The organism is Stenotrophomonas sp. 22LJNL06-5-1 (genome assembly GCF_056861455.1).
On record NZ_JBSPUE010000001.1, the window covers coordinates 408,250 to 427,517 of the forward strand.

Annotated in this window: 17 protein-coding genes; 5 read left to right on the top strand and 12 right to left on the bottom strand. The window is 66.3% G+C overall.

The features are described 5' to 3' along the window. The first annotated feature begins 13 nt into the window (after positions 1-13). Both AC13GF_RS01880 and AC13GF_RS01885 read left to right on the top strand, forming a co-directional pair. Positions 14-877: a sugar phosphate isomerase/epimerase family protein gene (locus AC13GF_RS01880; RefSeq protein WP_483002978.1), complete on the top strand. Its 864-nt coding sequence runs from the start codon at positions 14-16 to the stop codon at positions 875-877. 46 nt (positions 878-923) lie between these two features. Beyond that, positions 924-1,202, top strand: coding sequence for a c-type cytochrome (locus AC13GF_RS01885; RefSeq protein WP_483003693.1), 279 nt, complete (start codon positions 924-926; stop codon positions 1,200-1,202). A gap of 30 nt (positions 1,203-1,232) precedes the next feature. On the opposite strand, the gene AC13GF_RS01890 is transcribed toward AC13GF_RS01885, so the two are convergent. The 6 genes from AC13GF_RS01890 to AC13GF_RS01915 form a co-directional block, all read right to left on the bottom strand. Next, positions 1,233-1,991, bottom strand: coding sequence for a 3-keto-disaccharide hydrolase (locus AC13GF_RS01890; RefSeq protein ID WP_483002980.1), 759 nt, complete (start codon positions 1,989-1,991; stop codon positions 1,233-1,235). Next, positions 1,991-2,566 (bottom strand): gluconate 2-dehydrogenase subunit 3 family protein, encoded by a 576-nt coding sequence (locus tag AC13GF_RS01895; RefSeq protein ID WP_100437983.1) that lies wholly within the window; start codon positions 2,564-2,566, stop codon positions 1,991-1,993. The genes AC13GF_RS01890 and AC13GF_RS01895 overlap by 1 nt, the downstream gene beginning before the upstream one ends. After that, positions 2,566-4,251, bottom strand: a complete 1,686-nt coding sequence (locus AC13GF_RS01900) for a GMC oxidoreductase (protein ID WP_483002982.1) — start codon at positions 4,249-4,251, stop codon at positions 2,566-2,568. The genes AC13GF_RS01895 and AC13GF_RS01900 overlap by 1 nt, the downstream gene beginning before the upstream one ends. 27 nt (positions 4,252-4,278) lie before the next feature. Next, positions 4,279-5,175, bottom strand: a complete 897-nt coding sequence (locus AC13GF_RS01905; protein ID WP_483002984.1) for a hydroxypyruvate isomerase family protein — start codon at positions 5,173-5,175, stop codon at positions 4,279-4,281. A 201-nt stretch (positions 5,176-5,376) separates the two neighbouring features. Beyond that, the gene (locus tag AC13GF_RS01910) at positions 5,377-5,952 is read right to left on the bottom strand and encodes a single-stranded DNA-binding protein (protein ID WP_059033488.1); all 576 of its coding nucleotides are present in this window, start codon (positions 5,950-5,952) and stop codon (positions 5,377-5,379) included. Positions 5,953-6,122: 170 nt separating this feature from the next. Continuing rightward, on the bottom strand, positions 6,123-6,518 hold the full coding sequence (locus tag AC13GF_RS01915) for a hypothetical protein (protein ID WP_154267733.1): 396 nt from the start codon (positions 6,516-6,518) through the stop codon (positions 6,123-6,125). 137 nt (positions 6,519-6,655) lie between these two features. On the opposite strand from AC13GF_RS01915, the gene AC13GF_RS01920 reads away from it, so the two are divergent. The 3 genes from AC13GF_RS01920 (at position 6,656) to AC13GF_RS01930 (ending at position 12,318) form a co-directional block, all read left to right on the top strand. Further along, on the top strand, positions 6,656-7,687 hold the full coding sequence (locus tag AC13GF_RS01920) for a LacI family DNA-binding transcriptional regulator (RefSeq protein ID WP_024956968.1): 1,032 nt from the start codon (positions 6,656-6,658) through the stop codon (positions 7,685-7,687). Between the two features lie 131 nt (positions 7,688-7,818). Beyond that, positions 7,819-8,721 (top strand): ABC transporter ATP-binding protein, encoded by a 903-nt coding sequence (locus AC13GF_RS01925; RefSeq protein WP_024956967.1) that lies wholly within the window; start codon positions 7,819-7,821, stop codon positions 8,719-8,721. A gap of 12 nt (positions 8,722-8,733) precedes the next feature. Next, the gene (locus AC13GF_RS01930) at positions 8,734-12,318 is read left to right on the top strand and encodes an ABC transporter permease/M1 family aminopeptidase (RefSeq protein WP_483002987.1); all 3,585 of its coding nucleotides are present in this window, start codon (positions 8,734-8,736) and stop codon (positions 12,316-12,318) included. Between the two features lie 124 nt (positions 12,319-12,442). On the opposite strand, the gene AC13GF_RS01935 is transcribed toward AC13GF_RS01930, so the two are convergent. The 6 genes from AC13GF_RS01935 to AC13GF_RS01960 all read right to left on the bottom strand — a co-directional run bounded on the left by AC13GF_RS01935 (position 12,443) and on the right by AC13GF_RS01960 (position 19,207). Further along, the gene (locus tag AC13GF_RS01935) at positions 12,443-12,736 is read right to left on the bottom strand and encodes a hypothetical protein (RefSeq protein ID WP_483002989.1); all 294 of its coding nucleotides are present in this window, start codon (positions 12,734-12,736) and stop codon (positions 12,443-12,445) included. Next, entirely contained in the window at positions 12,733-13,197 is a 465-nt protein-coding gene (locus tag AC13GF_RS01940; protein WP_483002991.1) for a GNAT family N-acetyltransferase, read from the bottom strand. The genes AC13GF_RS01935 and AC13GF_RS01940 overlap by 4 nt, the downstream gene beginning before the upstream one ends. A gap of 110 nt (positions 13,198-13,307) precedes the next feature. After that, complete coding sequence (locus tag AC13GF_RS01945; RefSeq protein WP_049462191.1) at positions 13,308-13,694, bottom strand: SseB family protein; 387 nt, start codon at positions 13,692-13,694, stop codon at positions 13,308-13,310. A 124-nt stretch (positions 13,695-13,818) separates the two neighbouring features. Then, positions 13,819-15,531, bottom strand: coding sequence for an alpha-amylase family glycosyl hydrolase (locus AC13GF_RS01950; protein ID WP_483002993.1), 1,713 nt, complete (start codon positions 15,529-15,531; stop codon positions 13,819-13,821). After that, entirely contained in the window at positions 15,531-17,018 is a 1,488-nt protein-coding gene (locus AC13GF_RS01955) for an MFS transporter (protein ID WP_483002995.1), read from the bottom strand. Before AC13GF_RS01955 ends, AC13GF_RS01950 begins: the two co-directional genes overlap by 1 nt. Next, on the bottom strand, positions 17,015-19,207 hold the full coding sequence (locus AC13GF_RS01960; RefSeq protein WP_483002997.1) for a glucosidase family protein: 2,193 nt from the start codon (positions 19,205-19,207) through the stop codon (positions 17,015-17,017). Before AC13GF_RS01960 ends, AC13GF_RS01955 begins: the two co-directional genes overlap by 4 nt. Positions 19,208-19,268: the final 61 nt, after the last annotated feature.

Here is a 19,268-nt window from a genome sequence, read left to right on the forward strand (position 1 = left end):
GGAGGATCTGTTGATGAAAGCTCTTTTCCGTAGAAGTGCAAGCCTCATCCTGCTGTTCGCTGCCCTGCCCACCTTCGCAGACGAAGCCGCCAGCGCGCAGAAACCGATCGCGGTGCAGATGTACACCCTGCGCAACGCCGGGTCGCTCGAGCAGCAGTTGAAGATCGTCCACGACGCCGGCGTGCACGCGGTGGAGACGGTCGGCACGCAGAACGCCAGCGCTGCAGAGCTCAAGCGGCTGCTGGACCGGTACTCGATCAAGGCGATTTCATCGCATGTGCCGCTGGCCGAGCTGCGCAGCAATCTGGATGGGGTGGTGACCTTCAACCGCTCGATCGGCAACAGCACGCTGGTCGTGCCTTACCTGGACAAGAAGGACCGCCCAACCGATGCCGCGGGCTGGACTGCGTTGGGCCAGGAACTGGGCCGGATCGCAAAGCAGGTGCGCGGCAAGGGCATGCGCCTGGCCTATCACAACCACGACTTCGAACTGGCCGACTTCGATGGCAAGACCGGACTGGAGCTGCTGTTCGCCGCCGCCGGTCCAGACCTGCAGACCGAGCTGGACCTGGCCTGGGTCGCGCGTGCGGGCCTGGACCCTGCGGTGATGCTTGAGAAATTCCGCGGCCACGTATTCGCGGTGCACGCCAAGGACAATGCGCCCAAGGGCCAGGCCCAGGACGAAGACGGATTCGCCGCCGTGGGCCAGGGCGTGCTGGACTGGAACGCGATCCTGCCTGCTGCAGCAGCCGCCGGCGTCCACTGGTACATCATCGAGCACGACCAGCCACGCGATCCGGCCAAGGTCATCCAGACCGGCGCGGACTACCTGCGTGAACATCTGGCCGTCAGCCAACCTGCTCGCGCACAGCGCTGATGCGAAGGAGCCTCGCTTGGACACCCGCTTGAAACTGAGCTTCACCCTGGCCGCGGTTCTGTGCGGCACGACGCTGGCCACCACAGCCTGGTGCAAGGACGACCCTGCGGCCGGCGCGAAGCTCTACACCGCGAACTGCACGGCCTGCCATGGTGCGGATCGTGCAGGCATGCCGGGCGCGTTTCCTGCGCTCACCGACATCAGCAAGCGGCTGCAGCCCGCGCAGATCAAGGACAAGATCAGAAAGGGCGGCGGTTTGATGCCGCCCTTCCCGCAGCTGTCGCAACAGGAAATCGATGACATCGCCAGCTATCTGGCGAAGTAAGCGGCCGGCGACCACGCCGGCCGTGTGCCGCTACAGCTCGCGCACCCAGATGTTGCGGTAGCTGACCTTGGAGTCATGCTCCTGCAGATACAGCGGCGCGCACGCGTGAGGCGCGTACGACGGTGCACCGATGTACTCCGTCTTCCCCGCCAGCACGGTGTCATCCTGCACGAGCACGCCGTTATGCAACACGGTGATGCGCGCGGGCGATGTCAGGCCGCCGCCCTGCGAGAAGCGCGGGGCCTTCCAGATGACGTCGTAGACCTGCCACTGGCCCGGTGCGCGCGAGGCGTTCACCCGTGGCATGGCCTGCTTGTAGATCGAACCCGCCTGGCCATTGGCATAGGTCGGGTTGTTGTAACTGTCGAGCACCTGCAGCTCGTACAGTTCCTGCAGGAAGATGCCGCTGTTGCCCCGGTTCTGGCCGTCGAAGCCTTTCGTCTCGGTGGGGGTACGCCATTCGACATGCAGCTGGACGTCGCAGAAGCGCTGCCGGGTGCGGATGCCCTTGCTGCCCGGAACGACGGTCATGGCGCCATCAGCAACCGTCCAGGGCACGCGCCCGCCCTGCTCCGATTCCCACGCGGAGACATCCTTGCCATCGAACAGCACGATGGCGTCGGACGGCGCCTTGCCCGCGGGCGTTGCCACGACCGCAGGCACCGGCGTCCACACCTCGGTCTTCTTCGGATCGCGTGCAGCGTCGACACTGTCCTGCGCGAATGCAGATGTGGCGGCCAGCAGGCCGGCCGTGATCAACGCAGGGCGGATCATCAGGGTGGTATCCATCAGCTGGTCCCCCACGCCGGCGTACCGGGGACATAGGCCAGGTCGCCGTCGTAGCGACCCGGCACGGCGACGTACTGCAGCACCCCTGTTGCGCCGACCTTGGAGGTGAAGAAGCCGAAGATGGCCAGCTGCTTGATCATCGTGAAGTAATGCGGCATCGCCTCGCCCTCTTCCGGTGTGCCTGTCTCGGTCACGTCGGCATGGCGCGCCTTGGCTTCGGCGTCCAGCGTTCGCAGCAACCCGGTGCGGGCTTCCGGCGTGAGCGACACGAAGCGGCCGCCGGCGCGTTTGTCGATGTCGGCCAGGCCGGCGCGGAACGTCGCCTGCTGCCGGGCGGTGTAGCAGTCGCTGACGAACGTCGCCATGAACAGCCCGGCACCCGCATCCTTCGCGCCGGGTGTCCGGGTCCGCGGCAGGATGGTCTCGGCGATCTCGTCCAGCGTGCCGACATCGGCATCGGAGAAATGGATCTTCGCGGCGCCCGCCGGTGCCTGCCCCTGCACAAGCGCGGGCAACCCGACCATGGCCGCGCCGGTGGCGGCGACGATCATCTTCAACAGTTCGCGGCGATCCATCAGAGGTTCCCTGCTTTCAGTTCGCGTACCGCGTGGTCGGCCGCGCGCGCGGTCAGCGCCATGTAGGTCAGCGAGGGATTCACGCAGGCGCTGGAGGTCATGCAGGCACCGTCGGTCACATAGACGTTGGGGGCATCCCAGACCTGGTTGTGCTGGTTCAGCACCGAACTCTTCCGATCACGTCCCATGCGCGCGGTCCCCATTTCGTGGATGCCCTTGCCCGGGGCGTAATCGTTGTCATGCATCTTCACGTCCTTGACGCCGGCCGCCTCCAGCATCTCGGCGGCATCGGCGGCCATGTCCTTGCGCATCGCCAGTTCGTTGGCGCGCATGGCAACGTCCATCGCCAGCACCGGCAGCCCCCACTTGTCCTTGCGCTCGCGGTCCAGGCGGATCGTATTGTCGTGGTGCGGCAGCATTTCACCGAACCCGGTCATGCCGATGCGCCAGTCGCCCGGTACGGTCAACGCCTCCTTCAGGTCGGCACCGATGTTCAGCTCGGCAATCTCGCGCGACCAGCCGGTGCGGCTGGCACCGCCCTGGTAGCCGAAGCCGCGCAGGTAGCCGCGCTTGTCGGCCGCGACGTTGCGGAAACGCGGAATGTAGAAGCCGCAGGGACGGCGGCCGAAGTAGTACTTGTCTTCGTAGCCCTCCACCCGGCCCGAGGCGCCCGCACCGAAGTGATGGTCCATCACGTTGTGCCCCAACTCGCCCGACGAAGAGCCCAACCCGCCGTCCCAGACGTCGGTGGCCGAGTTCATCAGCAGCCACGTCGAGTTGAACGACGACGCGTTGAGGAAGATGACCTTGGCGGTGTACTGGTAGGTCTGCCCGGTCTCAGCGTCGATCACCTCCACGCCGCGCGCACGCCTGCGATCCTTGTCATAGAGCACTTCCTTGACGATCGAGAACGGACGCAGGGTCAGGTTGCCGGTCTTCATCGCCGCTGGCAGCGTCGCCGCCTGGGTGGAGAAGTAGGCACCGAAGGGACAGCCCAGGATGCACTTGTTGCGGTACTGGCAGTTGACGCGCCCCTGCTCGGGCATCGGCTTGGTGATGTTGGCAGTGCGCGAGTGGATCATATGGCGCGTTCCGCCGAAGGCCTTCTTGATACGCGCGGCCACATCCTTCTCGACGATGTTCAAGGGAATCGGCGGCAGGAACTCGCCGTCCGGCAGCACGTCCAGTCCTTCGCGCGTGCCGGCGATGCCGGCAAACTTTTCCACGTAGTCGTACCACGGCGCGATGTCGGCGTAGCGGATCGGCCAGTCGGTCGCGAGGCCGTCCTTCAGGTTCGCCTCGAAATCCAGATCGGAGAAGCGATAGCTCTGCCGCCCCCACAGCAGCGAGCGGCCGCCGACGTGGTAACCACGGAACCAGTCGAAACGTTTGGTCTCGATATAGGGCGAGTCCTGTTCGTTGGCCCACATCCCTTCCAGGTTCTCAGCCAGCCCGTAGTCGCGCATCAGCACCGGAAAGTCGGCCTTCATCGCCTGCGTTGGCCGGTTGCGGTGCGGGAAGTCCCACGCTTCCTTCATCGCATTGACGTAGTCCTTGACGTGCTCGATGTTGCGTCCGCGTTCCAGCATCAGGACCTTCAAGCCCTTCTCGGTCAGCTCCTTCGCTGCCCAACCGCCACTGATTCCCGAGCCAACAACAATGGCGTCGTAGTGATTATCTGCCATGGGTTTCTCACCTGGGTGGATATCGTTTCAGACGTCGCAGAGGCGGATCGCCTCGCGCAATGAGGCAACGGGGTCGGCCGCTGAAGGCGTGAACTCCTGCGCCAGATACCCCTTGAAACCGGTGTCGCGGATCGCGCGACAGATGGCCGGATAGTGGAGCTCCTGCTGGTCTCCGATCTCGTTCCGGCCAGGCACGCCTGCGGTGTGGTAATGCTTGAAGCAGGCGTGGTGTTTTCCAATGGTGGCGATGATGTCGCCTTCCATGATCTGCATGTGGTAGATGTCGTAGAGCAGGCCGAAGTTGTCCGAGCCGAGCCGCTGGCACAACTCCACGCCCCAGGCCGAGTGGTCGCACAGGTAGTCGCGATGGTCGACCTTGGAGTTCAGCAACTCCATCACCAGCACCACGCCGCGCTTCTCGGCATGCCCGAGGATGCGCTTGAGGCCAGCCTCGGCATTGGCCATGCCGTCGCGGGGATCCATGCCGTTGCGATTGCCTGAGAAGCAGATGAGGTTGCGATAGCCGGCATCGGCCACCAGATCGATGTGCCGCGTGTAGCGTTCCACCAGCTGGTCATGGAATTCGCGGCCGGCAAAGCCCTTGGTCAGGCCCAGCTCCGCGCCGTTGCACATCGAGCTGTAGACGCCATGGGCCTTCAGCGTGGGCCAGTCTTCCGGGCCGACCAGGTCGATCGCGGCAAAACCAATGTCCTTTACCGTCGCGCAAAGCTGGGCGACGGACAGCTGCGGGAAGGTCCAGCGGGCCACGGAGTGCTTCAGGTTGCCCTTGAGCGGCGCCGTGGCGGCGAATGCAGGCAACGCTCCCGCAGTACCCAGAGCTACGCCTCCAGCAACCGCCATGCGCAACGCATCGCGCCGCGTGAGCCCCCTCGAAGGAGCCGGTCTGATCGAATGGATGGACATCCACCTTCCGGCCTCCCAACCGGTATCAAACGCAACGATTCACAGCAATGCAATCGATTGCACCATAGGGGAGGAAATTGTCTGTTTGCAAGTCGCGGTGCACGAAAACTGATGCTGCGAAGCACAACTCCGCAGGAATCGCAGACAAAGAAAAGCCCCGCATGAGCGGGGCTTTCTTTTCTGCTGCGAACGAGCGTTCGATCAGAACGGAATATCGTCGTCAGCGAAGTCATCCATCGGCGGCGCCTGCTGCGGCTGCGGACGCTGGTTGCCACCCTGGTTGCCGTAACCGCCGCCCTGGTTGCCGCCCTGGTTGCCATAGCCACCGCCCTGGCCACCACGCTGGCCGCCGCCACCGCCGCCGTACTCCTGGCGCGGAGCCTGCTGGCGCTGCGGGCGCTCGCCGCCGTAGTTGCCACCACCGCCGCCACCGCCGCCTTCACCGCGGCCGCCCAGCATCTGCATTTCATCGGCGACGATGTCAGTGGAGTACTTCTCCACGCCGTCCTGGCCGGTGTACTTGTCGTAGCGCAGGCTGCCTTCGACGTAGACCGAGCTGCCCTTGCGCAGGTACTCGCCGGCGATCTCTCCGAGCTTGCCGAAGAACACCACACGGTGCCATTCGGTACGTTCCTGCTGGTTGCCATCCTTGTCCTTGCGGACGCTGGTGGTGGCCAGGCTGATGCGGGTGATCGCCATGCCGCTCTGGGTGTACTTCACGTCCGGGTCGTTGCCGAGATTGCCGACCAGGATGACTTTGTTGATGCCGCGCGCCATAGATGGATTCTTCCGTTGTCCGGGGCTGGACCAGTGATAGCACACCCGGCGGGGTGCCGATACGCTGGACCTCCCACGGTTGCGAATGGGGGATATCGGAACGAGGCATCTTACCATTCCCTTCGCCCCCGGCCCGTCGGGAATCCGGCCGATCCGGGTCGGAACCGGCCTCAACGAAGCGGGGGGCGATCCAGCAGAAGGCCGGTGACCCGCGTAACCTCCCCCACCGCCACCACCTTGGGCCCTTCATGGCAGTGGAAGCGCACGCCCGGCCGGATACGCTCCCGGTGCAGCCCAGCCCTCAGCACCTCATTGACCACGGTCAGGCCGGCCAACAGGGACTCTCCCACCGGCAGCGGCAGCTCGCTCGCCCAGCTGTCGCCCTCGGCGTGCCGGAAGTCGGGCCAGATCATGAACAGCTCTGGCGCCCCGGCGTCATCGGCGTAGGCGAAGTCCCAGCGGATACCGTTCCGGGCCGGGCTGCGTCGCCCGCCCTCCTCCGGCGCGAGGATACGGATCCGCGCCTCGAAATCATCCGGAACATCCGGGTACAGGCGAAAGGACACCGCTTGGCTCCATCAGGCTGTGGCACTGACCGTCGCACACCCGCGACCTTGACCACAAGCGGCGTCGGCCGGGACTGCCTGCAGCCACCCCATGGCATCATGCCCGGGCACCTTTCCCCTGCCCCCTCCGCGTGCCCATGACGATCAAAGGCAAAGCCACCTCCCTGGACATCGCCCACCTGGCCGGGGTCTCCCAGCCGACCGTGTCGCGGGCGCTCCGTGGCAGCCCGATGGTCAATGCCGAGACCCGCGAGCGCATCCTGCGCATCGCCCGCGAGCTGAACTACAAGGTCGACAAGAACGCCTCCAGCCTGCGCCTGCGCAACGCCGGCACGCTGGCCCTGCTGTTCTTCGAGGACCCGACCAACGACGACTCGCTGATCAACCCGTTCTTCCACTCGATGCTGGGCTCGATCACCCGTGCCTGCGCCTTGCATGGGCAGGACCTGCTGGTCTCGTTCCAGCAGCTGTCCACCGACTGGCAGGCCGATTACGAGGACAGCAACAAGGCCGACGGCATCATCCTGCTGGGCTACGGCGACTACCACGAATCGCGCGACCGCCTGCAGCGGCTGGTCGAACAGGGCACGCACTTCGTGCGCTGGGGCGCCGCCCTGCCCGGCCAACCCGGTGTCTCGATCGGCAGCGACAACTTCCAGGGTGGGCACGACATCACCACCCACCTGCTGCAGCAGGGCTGCCGCCGCATCGCCTTCCTCGGCCATGCCTCCAGCCATTACCCCGAATTCCAGGAGCGCTACCGCGGCCATGTCGCGGCCCTGCAGGACCACGGCCTGGCCGCCGAACCGGCGCTGCAGCACGATGCGATCACCACCGAGGCTTCCGGCCAGGAGGCCTGCCAGGCGCTGCTGGCGCGCGGTGAACCGATCGATGCGATCTGCGCCGCCAGCGACCTGATCGCCATCGGCGCGATGCGGGCCCTGCGCGAGGCCGGCCTGCGGGTGCCCCAGGACGTGGCGGTGACCGGCTTCGACGACATCCCGCTGGCAGCCTCGGTATCCCCGGCGCTGACCACGGTGCAGCAGGACACCAAGCAGGCCGGCCAGCTGCTGGTGGAACGCCTGCTGGCGCTGATCGGCCGGCAGCCGGTGGAGAGCCAGAGCATCCCGGTGAAGCTGGTGGTGCGGGAATCGTCGCTGCGCCGGTAAGCGCCGCCAGGCCTCCCGCCACGCCCCAACGTGCGACGGCGGAATTCTCCCCCCATGACCAACGGCGGATGCGCACGGAGGCTGATGCGCGGATAACGCGCAGACATCGCCCATGGAAAGGTGTACGTCGCATGCTGAAGATCGATTCGCTGTCCAAGACGTACGCCAACGGCGTGCATGCCCTCAACAACGTCAACCTGGACATCCCGCGCGGCATGTTCGGCCTGCTCGGCCCCAACGGCGCCGGCAAGTCGTCGCTGATGCGCACGCTGTCCACCCTGCAGGAGGCCGACAGCGGCACGGCGACGCTCACCATTCCAGGCGAGGCGCCGATCGACGTACTGCGCGACAAGGACGCGGTGCGCCGCCGGCTGGGCTACCTGCCGCAGGATTTCGGCGTGTACCCGAAAGTCAGCGCGCTGGACCTGCTGGAACATTTCGCAGTGCTCAAGGGCCTGACCCAGCGCGCGCAGCGCCGCGAGGTGGTCGATGGGCTGCTGCAGCAGGTGAACCTGTGGGATGCCCGCAAACGCAAGCTGGGCACCTACTCCGGCGGCATGCGCCAGCGCTTCGGCATTGCCCAGGCGCTGCTGGGTGACCCGCGGCTGGTGATCGTCGATGAACCCACCGCCGGCCTCGACCCGGAAGAGCGCAACCGCTTCCTCAACCTGCTGGCGGCCATCGGCGAGAACGTGGCGGTGATCCTGTCCACCCACATCGTCGAGGACGTGACCGATCTGTGCCCGACGATGGCGATCATGAACAAGGGCCAGGTGCTGCTGACCGGCCGTCCTGCCGAAGCCATCGACGCCCTGCAGCACCAGGTCTGGCGCAAGCAGGTCGATCCTTCGGAACTGGCCGACCACGAAGCGCGCTACGTGGTGCTGTCGACCCGCCTGGTCGGTGGCCGCCCGGTGATCCACGTGCACAGCGCCAACGACCCCGGTGACGGCTTTGCGGCCGTGGCTCCCGACCTCGAGGACGTGTACTTCCAGCGCCTGCGCCTGCAGGCCCGTGCCCGCGCGGCAGCCTGAGCGGAGCACGCCATGATCCTCAACTTCTTCCGCTTCGAGCTGCGCGAGCAGCTGCGCTCCCCGCTGCTGTGGCTGCTGGCCGGGCTGTTCGCCCTGCTCGCCTTCGCCGCCGCCTCCAGCGACGCGGTGCAGATCGGTGGCGGCGCCGGCAACGTGCACAGCAACGCGCCCACCGTGATCGCGCAGATGCTGGGCATCTTCACCCTGCTCGGCATGCTGGTCACCGCGCTGTTCGTCAGCAACGCGCTGTTGCGTGACTTCGAACTCGGCACCGCCGAACTGATCTTCGCCAGCCCGGTGAAACGCCGCGACTACCTGGCCGGACGCATCGCCGCCGCCCTGGCGGCAGGCTTGCTGGTCTACGTGCTGATCGCATTCGGCCTGTGGCTGGCGCCGTTCATGCCGTGGGTCGATCCCGAGCGCATGGGCCCGATCAGCTGGCAGGGCTATGCGTGGACGTTCGCGGTCATCGTCATTCCGAACCTGTTGTTCACCACCGCGCTGCTGTCACTACTGGCGGCGCTGACCCGCTCGATCCTGTGGGTCTACATCGGCCTGGTGGCCTACCTGGTGCTGTACGGCGCCAGCGCGGCCCTGCTGCGCGACATCGACAATACGTGGATCGCGGTGCTGAGCGAACCGCTGGGCATGCGCGCACTGGGCCGCACGATCCGCTACTGGTCCACCGCCGAACGCAACAACGGGATTCCCGAGCTGGCTGGTTACCTGCTGGCCAACCGTGCTCTGTGGTTGGGTGTGGCTGCCGCGCTGTTCGCCGCCACCTTCGCGCTGTTCCGCACCGAACGCAGCGGCAGTGGCCGTCGGCGCTGGGGCCGCAGGCAGGCGCAACCGGTTGCCGATGCCAGCGTGGTCCGTCCCAGCCGCGCGACGCTGCCGCGCGTGGTACCGGCGTTCACCGCCACCACGGCGTGGCAGCAGTTCCTGCGCCAGGTCCGCTTCGATACACGCGGCGTGCTGCGCAGCGTGCCGTTCATCGTGCTGCTGGTACTGGGCCTGGCCAACTTCCTGCCCAGCGCGCTGTTCCGGCAGACCCTGTACGGCACCTCGATCTGGCCGGTCACCTCGCAGATGATCATGGGCCTGCAGGGTGCCTTCAGCTGGCTGCTGGTGATCATCGTGCTGTTCTTCGCCGGTGAGCTGGTCTGGAAGGAACGCAGTGCGCGCATCAATGAAGTGACCGATGCCATGCCGGTGCCGAACTGGGTGCCGCTGCTGGCCAAGTTCACCGCACTGCTGGCCGTGATCATCTGCTTCCAGGCCGCCGGCGCGCTGGCGGCGATGGGCGTTCAGCTGGCCAAGGGCTACACGCATCTGGAGCCGCTGCTGTACCTGCGCAGCCTGGCGCTGGATTCGGTGGTCTACATCCTGATGGGGGGCCTGGCGCTGGTGCTGCAGGTGCTCACCAACAACAAGTTCGTCGGCTACGCGCTGCTGATCGTGGTGATGATCGGCCAGGGCGTGCTCGGCCTGCTGGACTACACGCAGAACCTGTACAACTTCGGCAGCTGGCCCAACGCGCCCTATTCGGACATGAACGGCTACGGCCACTTCCTGACCGGGCAACTGGCGTTCCAGGGCTACTGGGCCCTGTTCCTGCTGACCTTGATGTGCCTGGCGTCAGCCTTCTGGGTACGAGGTGTCAGCCAGGGCCTGCGCCAGCGCCTGGCCTTGGCCGGCCGCCGCCTGCGCGGCCCGACCGGGGTCTTCGCCGGAGTCGCCGCATTGGCCTTCGTCGGCCTGGGTGGCTGGCTGTACTGGAGCACCAACATCCGCAACGAGTTCGTCTCGCCCGACCAGCAGCTGGATCTGCAGGCCCGCTACGAACGCGAGCTGTCGAAGTACCGCACGCTGCCGCAGCCTCGCATCGTGGCGGTGGACAATCGTGTGGACCTGTTCCCGGAATCGCAGTCGATGGTGATCGATGCGAACTGGACGGTGCGCAACACCCACGCCACGCCGATCGAGGACGTGCACGTCTCGATGGGTGATGACAAGCAACTGGTCGCGGTCGACCTGGGTGGGCAGACGCTGGCGATGCACGACGCCGATCTCGGCTACCGCATTTACCGCCTGCAGAAACCGCTGCAACCGGGTGAAACCCGCAGCGTGCATTTCCGGGTGGTGCAGAAGCCCAACGGCATCACCGCCGGCCAGGCACCGAGCAACATCGTGGACAACGGCACGTTCTTCAACAGCCGCGTATTGCCTTCCTTTGGCTACAACGAAGGCGCCGAGATCAGCGACCGCAACGAGCGCCGCAAGCGCGACCTGGGTGAGCCGCGGCGCATGCCCAAGCTGGAAGACGAAACCGCACGTGCCAACACCTACATCTCCAACGATGCCGACTGGCTCGACTTCCGCACCACGGTCTGCACTGCGCCGGACCAGGTGGCACTGGCGCCGGGTTACCTGCAGCACGAGACCACGGTCAATGGCCGGCGCTGCTTCAGCTATGCCATGGACCGGCCGATGCTGAACTTCTACGCCTATCTGTCGGCACGCTGGGAGGTGCGCAAGGCGAAGTACAAGGACATCCCGGTGGAGGTCTACTTCGACCCGGCGCACGGCTACAACGTGGACCGGATGATCGAAGCGGTGCAGAAATCGCTGGCCTACTACGAGGCGAACTTCACCCCGTACCAGCATCGCCAGGTGCGCATCATCGAGTTCCCGGGTTATGCCCGCTTCGCGCAGTCGTTCGCCAACACCATCCCCTACTCCGAGGCCATCGGTTTCATCGCCGACCTGCGTGACCCGGACAAGGTGGACTACGTGTTCTACGTAACCGCGCACGAGATCGCGCACCAGTGGTGGGCGCACCAGGTGATCGGTGCCAACGTGCAGGGCGCGACGGTGCTGTCCGAATCGCTGTCGCAGTATTCGGCACTGATGGTGATGGAGCAGGAGTACGGCCGCCAGCACATGCGCCAGTTCCTCAAGCGCGAACTGGACGGCTACCTTTCCGGCCGCGGCGGCGAGGCCATCGAGGAACAGCCGCTGGAGCGTGTGGAGAACCAGCAGTACATCCACTACCAGAAGGGTTCGCTGGTGTTCTACCGGCTGCGCGAGGAGATCGGCGAGCAGGCGCTGAACCGGGCCTTGAAGCGCTTCCTGCAGGACAAGGGGTACCAGCAACCGCCGTACACCACCTCACGCGAGCTGCTGGACTACATCAGGGCCGAGACCCCGGCCGACCGCCAGCAGCTGGTCACCGACCTGTTCGAGAAGATCAGCTTCTACGACAACCGCGTGATGGCCGCCAGCGCCCGCAAGCGCGATGACGGCCGCTACGACGTGACCCTGGACCTGTACGCCGCCAAGCAGTACGCCGACGGCAAGGGCAAGGAAAGCGACGGAAAGCTGGATGACTGGGTCGAGGTCGGCGTGTTCGCCAATGGTCCGTCGGGCAAGGAGCGCGACCAGAAGGTGCTGTACCTGCAGCGCCACCACATCACCAGCGCCGAGCCGAAGATCACAGTGACGGTGGATGAAAAGCCGGACGAAGCAGGCTTCGATCCCTACAACAAGCTGATCGACCGGGTGAGCGATGACAACCGGCGCAAGGTAACGATGTGAGGCAACGGGGCGCCGGCCTATGCGCCGGCGCTCCACGCAACACGTGCGGGCTTGGCTTGGCTTGGCTCGCCCTACTGTAGTGCCGAGCCATGCTCCGCACATTGTCCACGACAGCCGCGAAGGTTCAGCGCACCGGGGCCTTCGGCCCCAGCAACGCCAGCAGCACATAGGCCACGATCGAGGCGACGGTGCCGAGCGCCGCCGGCAACCCGAATGCCCACGCCGAACGGCCCTGCTGGCGCGCCCACTGAGCCAGATGCCAGGCCGCGCCCAGGTTGATCAGCCAGGCAATGACGAACACCGGCCACAGCACCATGCCCACCGCGCGCAGCAGGGGCATGGACACCAGCGCGGCAACGATCGCCGCGATCAGGAAGATCAGGGCGGAGCGGGAATGACGCGATGTGGATGCGTTCATGCGGCCAACCTGCGCACCATCACCAACACGCGATAGCTGCGGTTGTCGGCTTCCTGCAGCGGCTTCCAGCCCAGCCGAGCGTACAGGCCGCCATCCAGCGCTTCGGTCTGTAGATACAACTCGGAACCCCCCATCCGCACCGCCTGCGCCGCTGCCTGCTCCACCAGTCCACTGGCCAGCCCACGCCCGCGATGGCTGTCGGCCACGAACACGCTACCCAGCCAGTGCTCATACTGCGGGAATGCCTGCATCTCCCTGCGCTTGAGCTGCACGGCACCGACCAACTGGTCTCCATCGAAGGCGGCGATCAGGTGCGGGAAACCTTCGGCATCCTGCGGCGGATTGAGCCGCTGCAGTTCCTGTTCCAGTGTCAGGCCGGCGTCCTGGCCCCATTCCGCGTGGTACCACTGGGCCAATTGCTGCCGTGCCGGTGCGTCGGCGGGTAGTTCCCTGAATTCCATGGCAATGCCTTGATCCCGATATTGCCCAAGAGGATCACGGACGGCGCTCGAAGGGAAGCCCTCTGTGGAGTCGAGCCATGCTCGACTCTACAGGAGCCGCAGGCGGCAACTCAGCCTTGGGCGAAGTCCTTCAGGATCTCGCCCACGCCGCTGGGCGAGATCTCAAAGCCCAGCGAGGTCCCCGGGTTGATCACCACGCCATAGCCACCCGGCACGCGGCGCAGCACGTCCAGCATCAGCCAGCGGATCTGGTGTTCGGCCTGCTGGCTGTAGATGCCCACCCGCGACGGATCGGTGAACACCGCCACATGCAGGGTGCCCTGCTTGTCGAACAGCAGCGGGTCGAAGCCGCTACCGTCAGGGGTGACCAGGCTGCCGGTCAGCAGCACCACCTCGGAGGCGACGAAGGCCTCCATGAAGGCGCGGATCGGCACCGCCCCGTCCATCGCCGCCTTCAGCAGGGTTTCGATCGGGGTCTGCGGGGCGAGGTCGGTCATGGCGATACGGCGGGGCGTGAGGGGTGCCTATTGTAGAGTCGAGCTTGCTCGACTGCTCGAAAGCGTGCCAACCAAGGTTGGCACCCACCAGAGCGGAAGCGCCGGGTCATGCCCGGCGGCGCCCTCACCGCCCCAGACGCTGGTCCCGCGCCTTCTGGTCGGCCATCGCCTTGTCCAGCTCGGCCTGCAGCGCCGGCTGCTGCACGGCGGAATCCAGCACGTAGACCTTCACGCCGTGCGCGGGTACTTCGGCCTTCAGGGAGGCATCCACCTGCAACGAACCACCGTCCAGCGCATCACGCCAGCGGCCGGACTGGACGTAACGCGCCACGGTGAGAGTCCTGGCCTGGTCGCCCTTGTTCAGCAGCACCAGCGCGGTCTGCGCCACCTCGCCATGCTGCAGCACGCGGAAGAACACCGCCTCATCGCCCTGCAGGCGCTCGTTCACCTGCAGGCCGCGCTGCAGCGCCGGGGTGGCTTCGCGCAGTCGCGCGATACGCTGCAGCGGCGCGAAGATCGGACTCTTCGGCGCAGCATCCACACGCGGCTGGCCGAAATAGGCACGGTTGCCGGCATGCTCGGCACGGCCACGCATGAAACCGGTCTCCGAGCCGTAATAGACCACCGGAATGCCGCGCGCGGTGAACAGCCAGTTGTGTGCATCGATGAAGCCGTTGTCACTGGCCTGCAGGCGCGGCATGTCGTGGTTGTCGTAGAAGCTCATCAGCTCGTACGGATTGGCGTACGGCCCCCCGCTCAGGTGCAGCGGCTCGGCCAGTGTCTCGAAGCCCTTGCCGGCGGTGCCGAAGGTCTGCTCCAGTGCGCCGCGCAGCGGGAAGTCGAGCACGCTGACATTGGCGTTGGCCGGCCAGGTGTGCTCGGCAATGGTCGCCGCGTTGTAGTCGAAGGCTTCGCCAAACATGAACATGCCCGGATGCTCGGCGCGGATGCGCTTGACGAAGGCATGCCACCACGGATGCGGCAGCCAGCCGATGGTGTCGATGCGCAATGCGTCCACGCCCTGCGCGGTCCATTGCAGGTAGGCACCGACCAGGTAGTCCATCACCGCCGGATTATCCTGGTTGAAGTCGGACAGCTCGGCCAGGTTGCCGTTGAAGATCGAGCCGTCCTTGCTGTCGACCGGACCGATGTTGTTGTAGAACGCGTGCAGCGGGTTGTGCTTCGGATCCAGTTTCTGCGGCGGCAGGTTCTGGTGGTCGGCGATCAGCGTTCCATCCTTGTCAAAGATCTGCCCGAACTGCGGCTGCCGTGTCGGCATGGTCCAGGCCGGCGAACCGTGGTTGCCGACGATGTCCAGCACCACCTTCAAGCCAGCACCGTGCAGGCCCTTGGTCAGCCCGGCGAAATCCAGGTCTTTGCTGGGCAGGTGCTCATCGAGCTTGTAGAAGTTGATGCCCCAGTACCCGTGGTAGCCGGTCTTGCCACGATCGGTCAGCGTGCTGGTGCAGCTGATCGGCTTGCTACCGGTAAAGGCCTCGTCCGGGTTGTCGACGATGGGCGTGATCCACACCGCGCCGAAGCCGAGGTTGCGGATGTACTGCGCATTGTCGAGCACGCCGCGGAAGTCGCCGCCGAGGTAGCCGATGTTGCCGTCCACCTTGTCCGGGCATGGCACCGGAATATCGAAGGTGCGGTGCGCGCCCCCCTGGTCACGATGGTCGTTGGACGGATCACCATTGACGAAGCGGTCGGTGACCACGAAGTAGACCGCATCGCTGGCGAACGGTTCGGTGGTGCCCACATAGTCCGGGCGCGGCGCGGCCGCCGCATGGCCGGCCAGCATCAGGGAAACAGCAACACACAGCGCACCACGCATCACACCACCTCCGGACGGGACGGAACCCACAGCACGCACAGGCCGGCAACGAACAGGCTGCAGCCGCCCAGCACCAGTACATGCATTGGCTGGCCGCCCAGCAATGTGCGCAGGGCGAAGCCGAGCGCACTGGCCGCCACCAGCTGCGGGATCACGATGAAGAAATTGAAGATGCCCATGTACACGCCCATCTTCGACGCCGGCACGCTGTCGGACAGCAGTGCATAGGGCAGCGAGAGGATGGATGCCCAGGCGAAGCCGACGCCGACCATCGACAGCAGCAGCCAGTGCGGGTCGCGGATGAACATCAGCGAGACCAGCCCGGCACCGCCCAGCCACAGATTGACCAAGTGGCTCCAGCGCAGGCCGATCGCACGCACCATGAGTGGAATCAGCACCGCCGCCAACGCGGCGAAACCGTTGTAGGCGCCAAACAGCACGCCCACCCAGTTGGCGCCCTCGTTGTAGGCCGCCGACTCCGGTTCGGTCGAACCGAAGTGGGCGCCAGCCACCGCGGCGGTGGTGTAGATCCACATCGCAAACAGCGCGAACCACGAGAAGAACTGTACCCAGGCCAGGCGACGCATGGTGAGCGGCATCGCGCGCAGGTCGCCGACGATGGCGGCCAGCATATGCGTGGCCGGCAACGTGCGCGCGAGCGCCAGCAACAGACCGTAGCCGGCGCACAGGCCGGCCAGCACGTACAGCATCCGGTCGCCCTGTCGCCAGGCGATCAGCAGCGCCAGCAGCACGCCCAACCCCAGCCATACGACCACCTGTGCCCACGGTGCCGGGCCGTTGATCGCCGCCGCTGCGTGATGCGCAGGTGGCTCGGCGTCATCGAAGCCTGCCAGCTCTGCCGGTGAGTACTCGCGGGTGCTGACCACCGTCCAGGTGATCGCCGCCAGCAGCACCACCGCGCCGAAGTAGAACGCATAGCGCACGGTGTCCGGCACCTCACCTGCGGCGGCCGTGTTGGCGACGCCGAAGTGGGCCAGGATGAACGGCAGGAAGCTGGCGACGATGGCGCCCACGCCGATGAAGAAGCTCTGCATGGCGTAGCCAGTCGGACGCTGGCGCGGTGCCAGCTGGTCGCCGACGAAGGCGCGGAAAGGCTCCATCGATACGTTGATCGAGGCATCCAGTACCCACAGCGTGCCGGCCGCGATCCACAGCGCCGGCGAATTCGGCATCACCAGCAGCGCCAGCGTGGTCAGCACCGCACCGATCATGAAGTACGGACGACGGCGACCCCAGCGGGTCCAGGTGCGGTCTGACAGGTAACCGATCACCGGCTGCACCAGCAGGCCGGTCAGCGGCGCGGCGATCCACAGCCCCGGTACCGCATCGATGTCCGCGCCCAGCGTCTCGAAGATGCGGCTGGCATTGGCGTTCTGCAGGGCGAATCCGAACTGGATGCCAAGGAAGCCGAAACACATGTTCCAGATCTGCCAGAACGACAGCTGCGGTTTGGCGGGGCGATTCATCGTGCGCCCTCGTCCATCGCCACGGGTGCTACCGTCAGCGCCTGCACCTGGGCCTGGTTGAGCACGCCATCGCGCCCGCCCTTGCCCCCGGTGTAGTGCGCGAAATGCTGCAGCGCGCTCATGTTGAAGCCTTGTTCAAGCGCGACCGTGCACCGGCCCTTGGGCACCGTGAATGTCGCCGAGGTCGAGTCCTGCACGGCCACGCTGTGCGGCAGCGCAACCGTATGCCGCTGCAACGGCTGCCTCGGGCACTGCAGCACCAGCTGCTTGACCGCAGCCGTGACGCCAGTGTTGATCGGCCCGTTCGGATTGCGGTACTGCAGGCGAAGACGCACCTGCCCGGCCTTGGCCGAAGCGAACTGCCAGCGATCCTCGCCCTTCAGCACCTGCTGCGGACCGACGCAGACCATCGGGCTATGCAGCGATTCCAATGCGTCGTCGCGCCGGGTCAGGCTGAGGCAATGCTGCAGGCCATCGTCACTGAAGTGCGCCTGGCCGTTGCTGGCGGCGACAACCGTGCCGTCCATCCACAGCACCTGCCCGGCTGCCACAGGAACGTTCCAGCCCGCGCCATTGCGCAGGGCCTGCGGCGCCGCCGGTGTTGCCGGCGCACGCGCGTTGGCATCCGCAGTCGTGGCAGCGAAACCGGTTGCTGCCGGGGCGGCGACCAGCTGCACCGTAGTGGTCGTGCCACGCGTGGTGGTTCTGCCGGCCACCAGCAGGCCACCGCCCAGGTTCTGCGGGCGCTCCAGCACATAGCGCTTGCCGTTGGCTTCCAACGTGATGCGGGGCTGCGTGCCGAACAGTTCGGGCACCAGTACCGCCGGCAGCTTGGGCTGCACGCGGCCATCGTCCTGCACGCCGAACACGCCTTCGATCACCATCGACAGATACCCGGCCACCGACCACAGCTGGCGTTCGGAGTTGACCACCGGGCCGCTCAGCGCACCTTCCTCGACATGCACCGCCTGGCTGACCAGTTCGTAGTTCTCCATGTTGGAACCGGCCAGCGCGGCGCCCTGCATCAGCGAGCGGATTTCGGCGGCGATGCGCGGCGCATCATCCAGCTGCCGCGCCGCACGCAGCGAGTAGGCACTGACGAACGGCCAGATCGCGCGGTTGTGGTAGATCGGCTGCTGCGCCTCCTGCGGCCAGACCACCGGGCTGCCGGCCGGTCCCATCGGGTAGGCGGCCAGCGCACGGCGCGCACGCTCGGGCGGCAGCACTTCGGCCAGAATGCCCAGCGACAGGCCGAGCAGATCGACCTTGGCATACGGTACCGGGTGTGCGGCTTCGCCGATGTAGCTCATGTACTGGCCGATATCCTCGCGCCAGAAGCGCGCATCGATCTGCTGCGCCAGCGCATCGGCCCACGCCTTGTAGTCGGCCGCGCGGGCATCACCATGCTGGCCGGCCAGGCGTTCGGCCAGGCGCAGTGCCTGATAGTGCAGCACGTTGGTGGACAGCGCATAGGAATCACCGATGAAGCGCACGTCCTCGCGGGTCCAGTCCGGATAGGTCTGCTCGCGCCAGTCCAGGAACGAGGTCTCGCCACGGTACAGGCCCACCTGCGCGTCGAACACCATCGCGCGGTCCTGCGCCAGCGTGCCCTGCAGCGCCTGCCAGACCTGCTCGGCAAACGCGCGATCCTCCAGCAGGTGACGTGCCGCCAGGAACCACACCACGCGGTCGCTGCTGATCGGCCAGCTGCCACCGGAACCGGTGTCCTGCGCCACGAACAGGCCGGGTGTGTGCCCGTCGCGCGCCGCCGACAGCTTGAACTGCAGCGACTGCCGCGTGCGTTGCGGGTCCAGCCGCGCCAGCGCCAGATCGGCGGCGAAGCTGACATCGCGGGTCCACACATAGGGCCAGCGCGCGCCGGTCTGGAAGCACTCGCACGGCACCGGCCGGCCTTCGTCGAAGGCGGGATCGCGAATCGCGTCCACGCGGTCCTGGTCCATCTCCTGCTGGGCCAGCGCGAACAGGGCATCGAACATCACGCTACCGGTCTGGCTGCGCATCGGCATCGGCGCGATACGCACCTCACCTTTCGGCGCATGCAGCACAAAGCTGCCGTTGGCAGCGGCTTCGGCGCGCGCATGGCGGCCGTCGAATTGCAGGTCGGCCGCCTGCGCGGTCGATCCAAGCGCTGCCCCCAGGGCAGCGGTCAGGCAAATGATCTTCAGCATCGAAGCGGCGGACCGGCTTGCGCCCGTCGGCCTCCCTCCCTCTCTGCACGCGTTGTAGGTC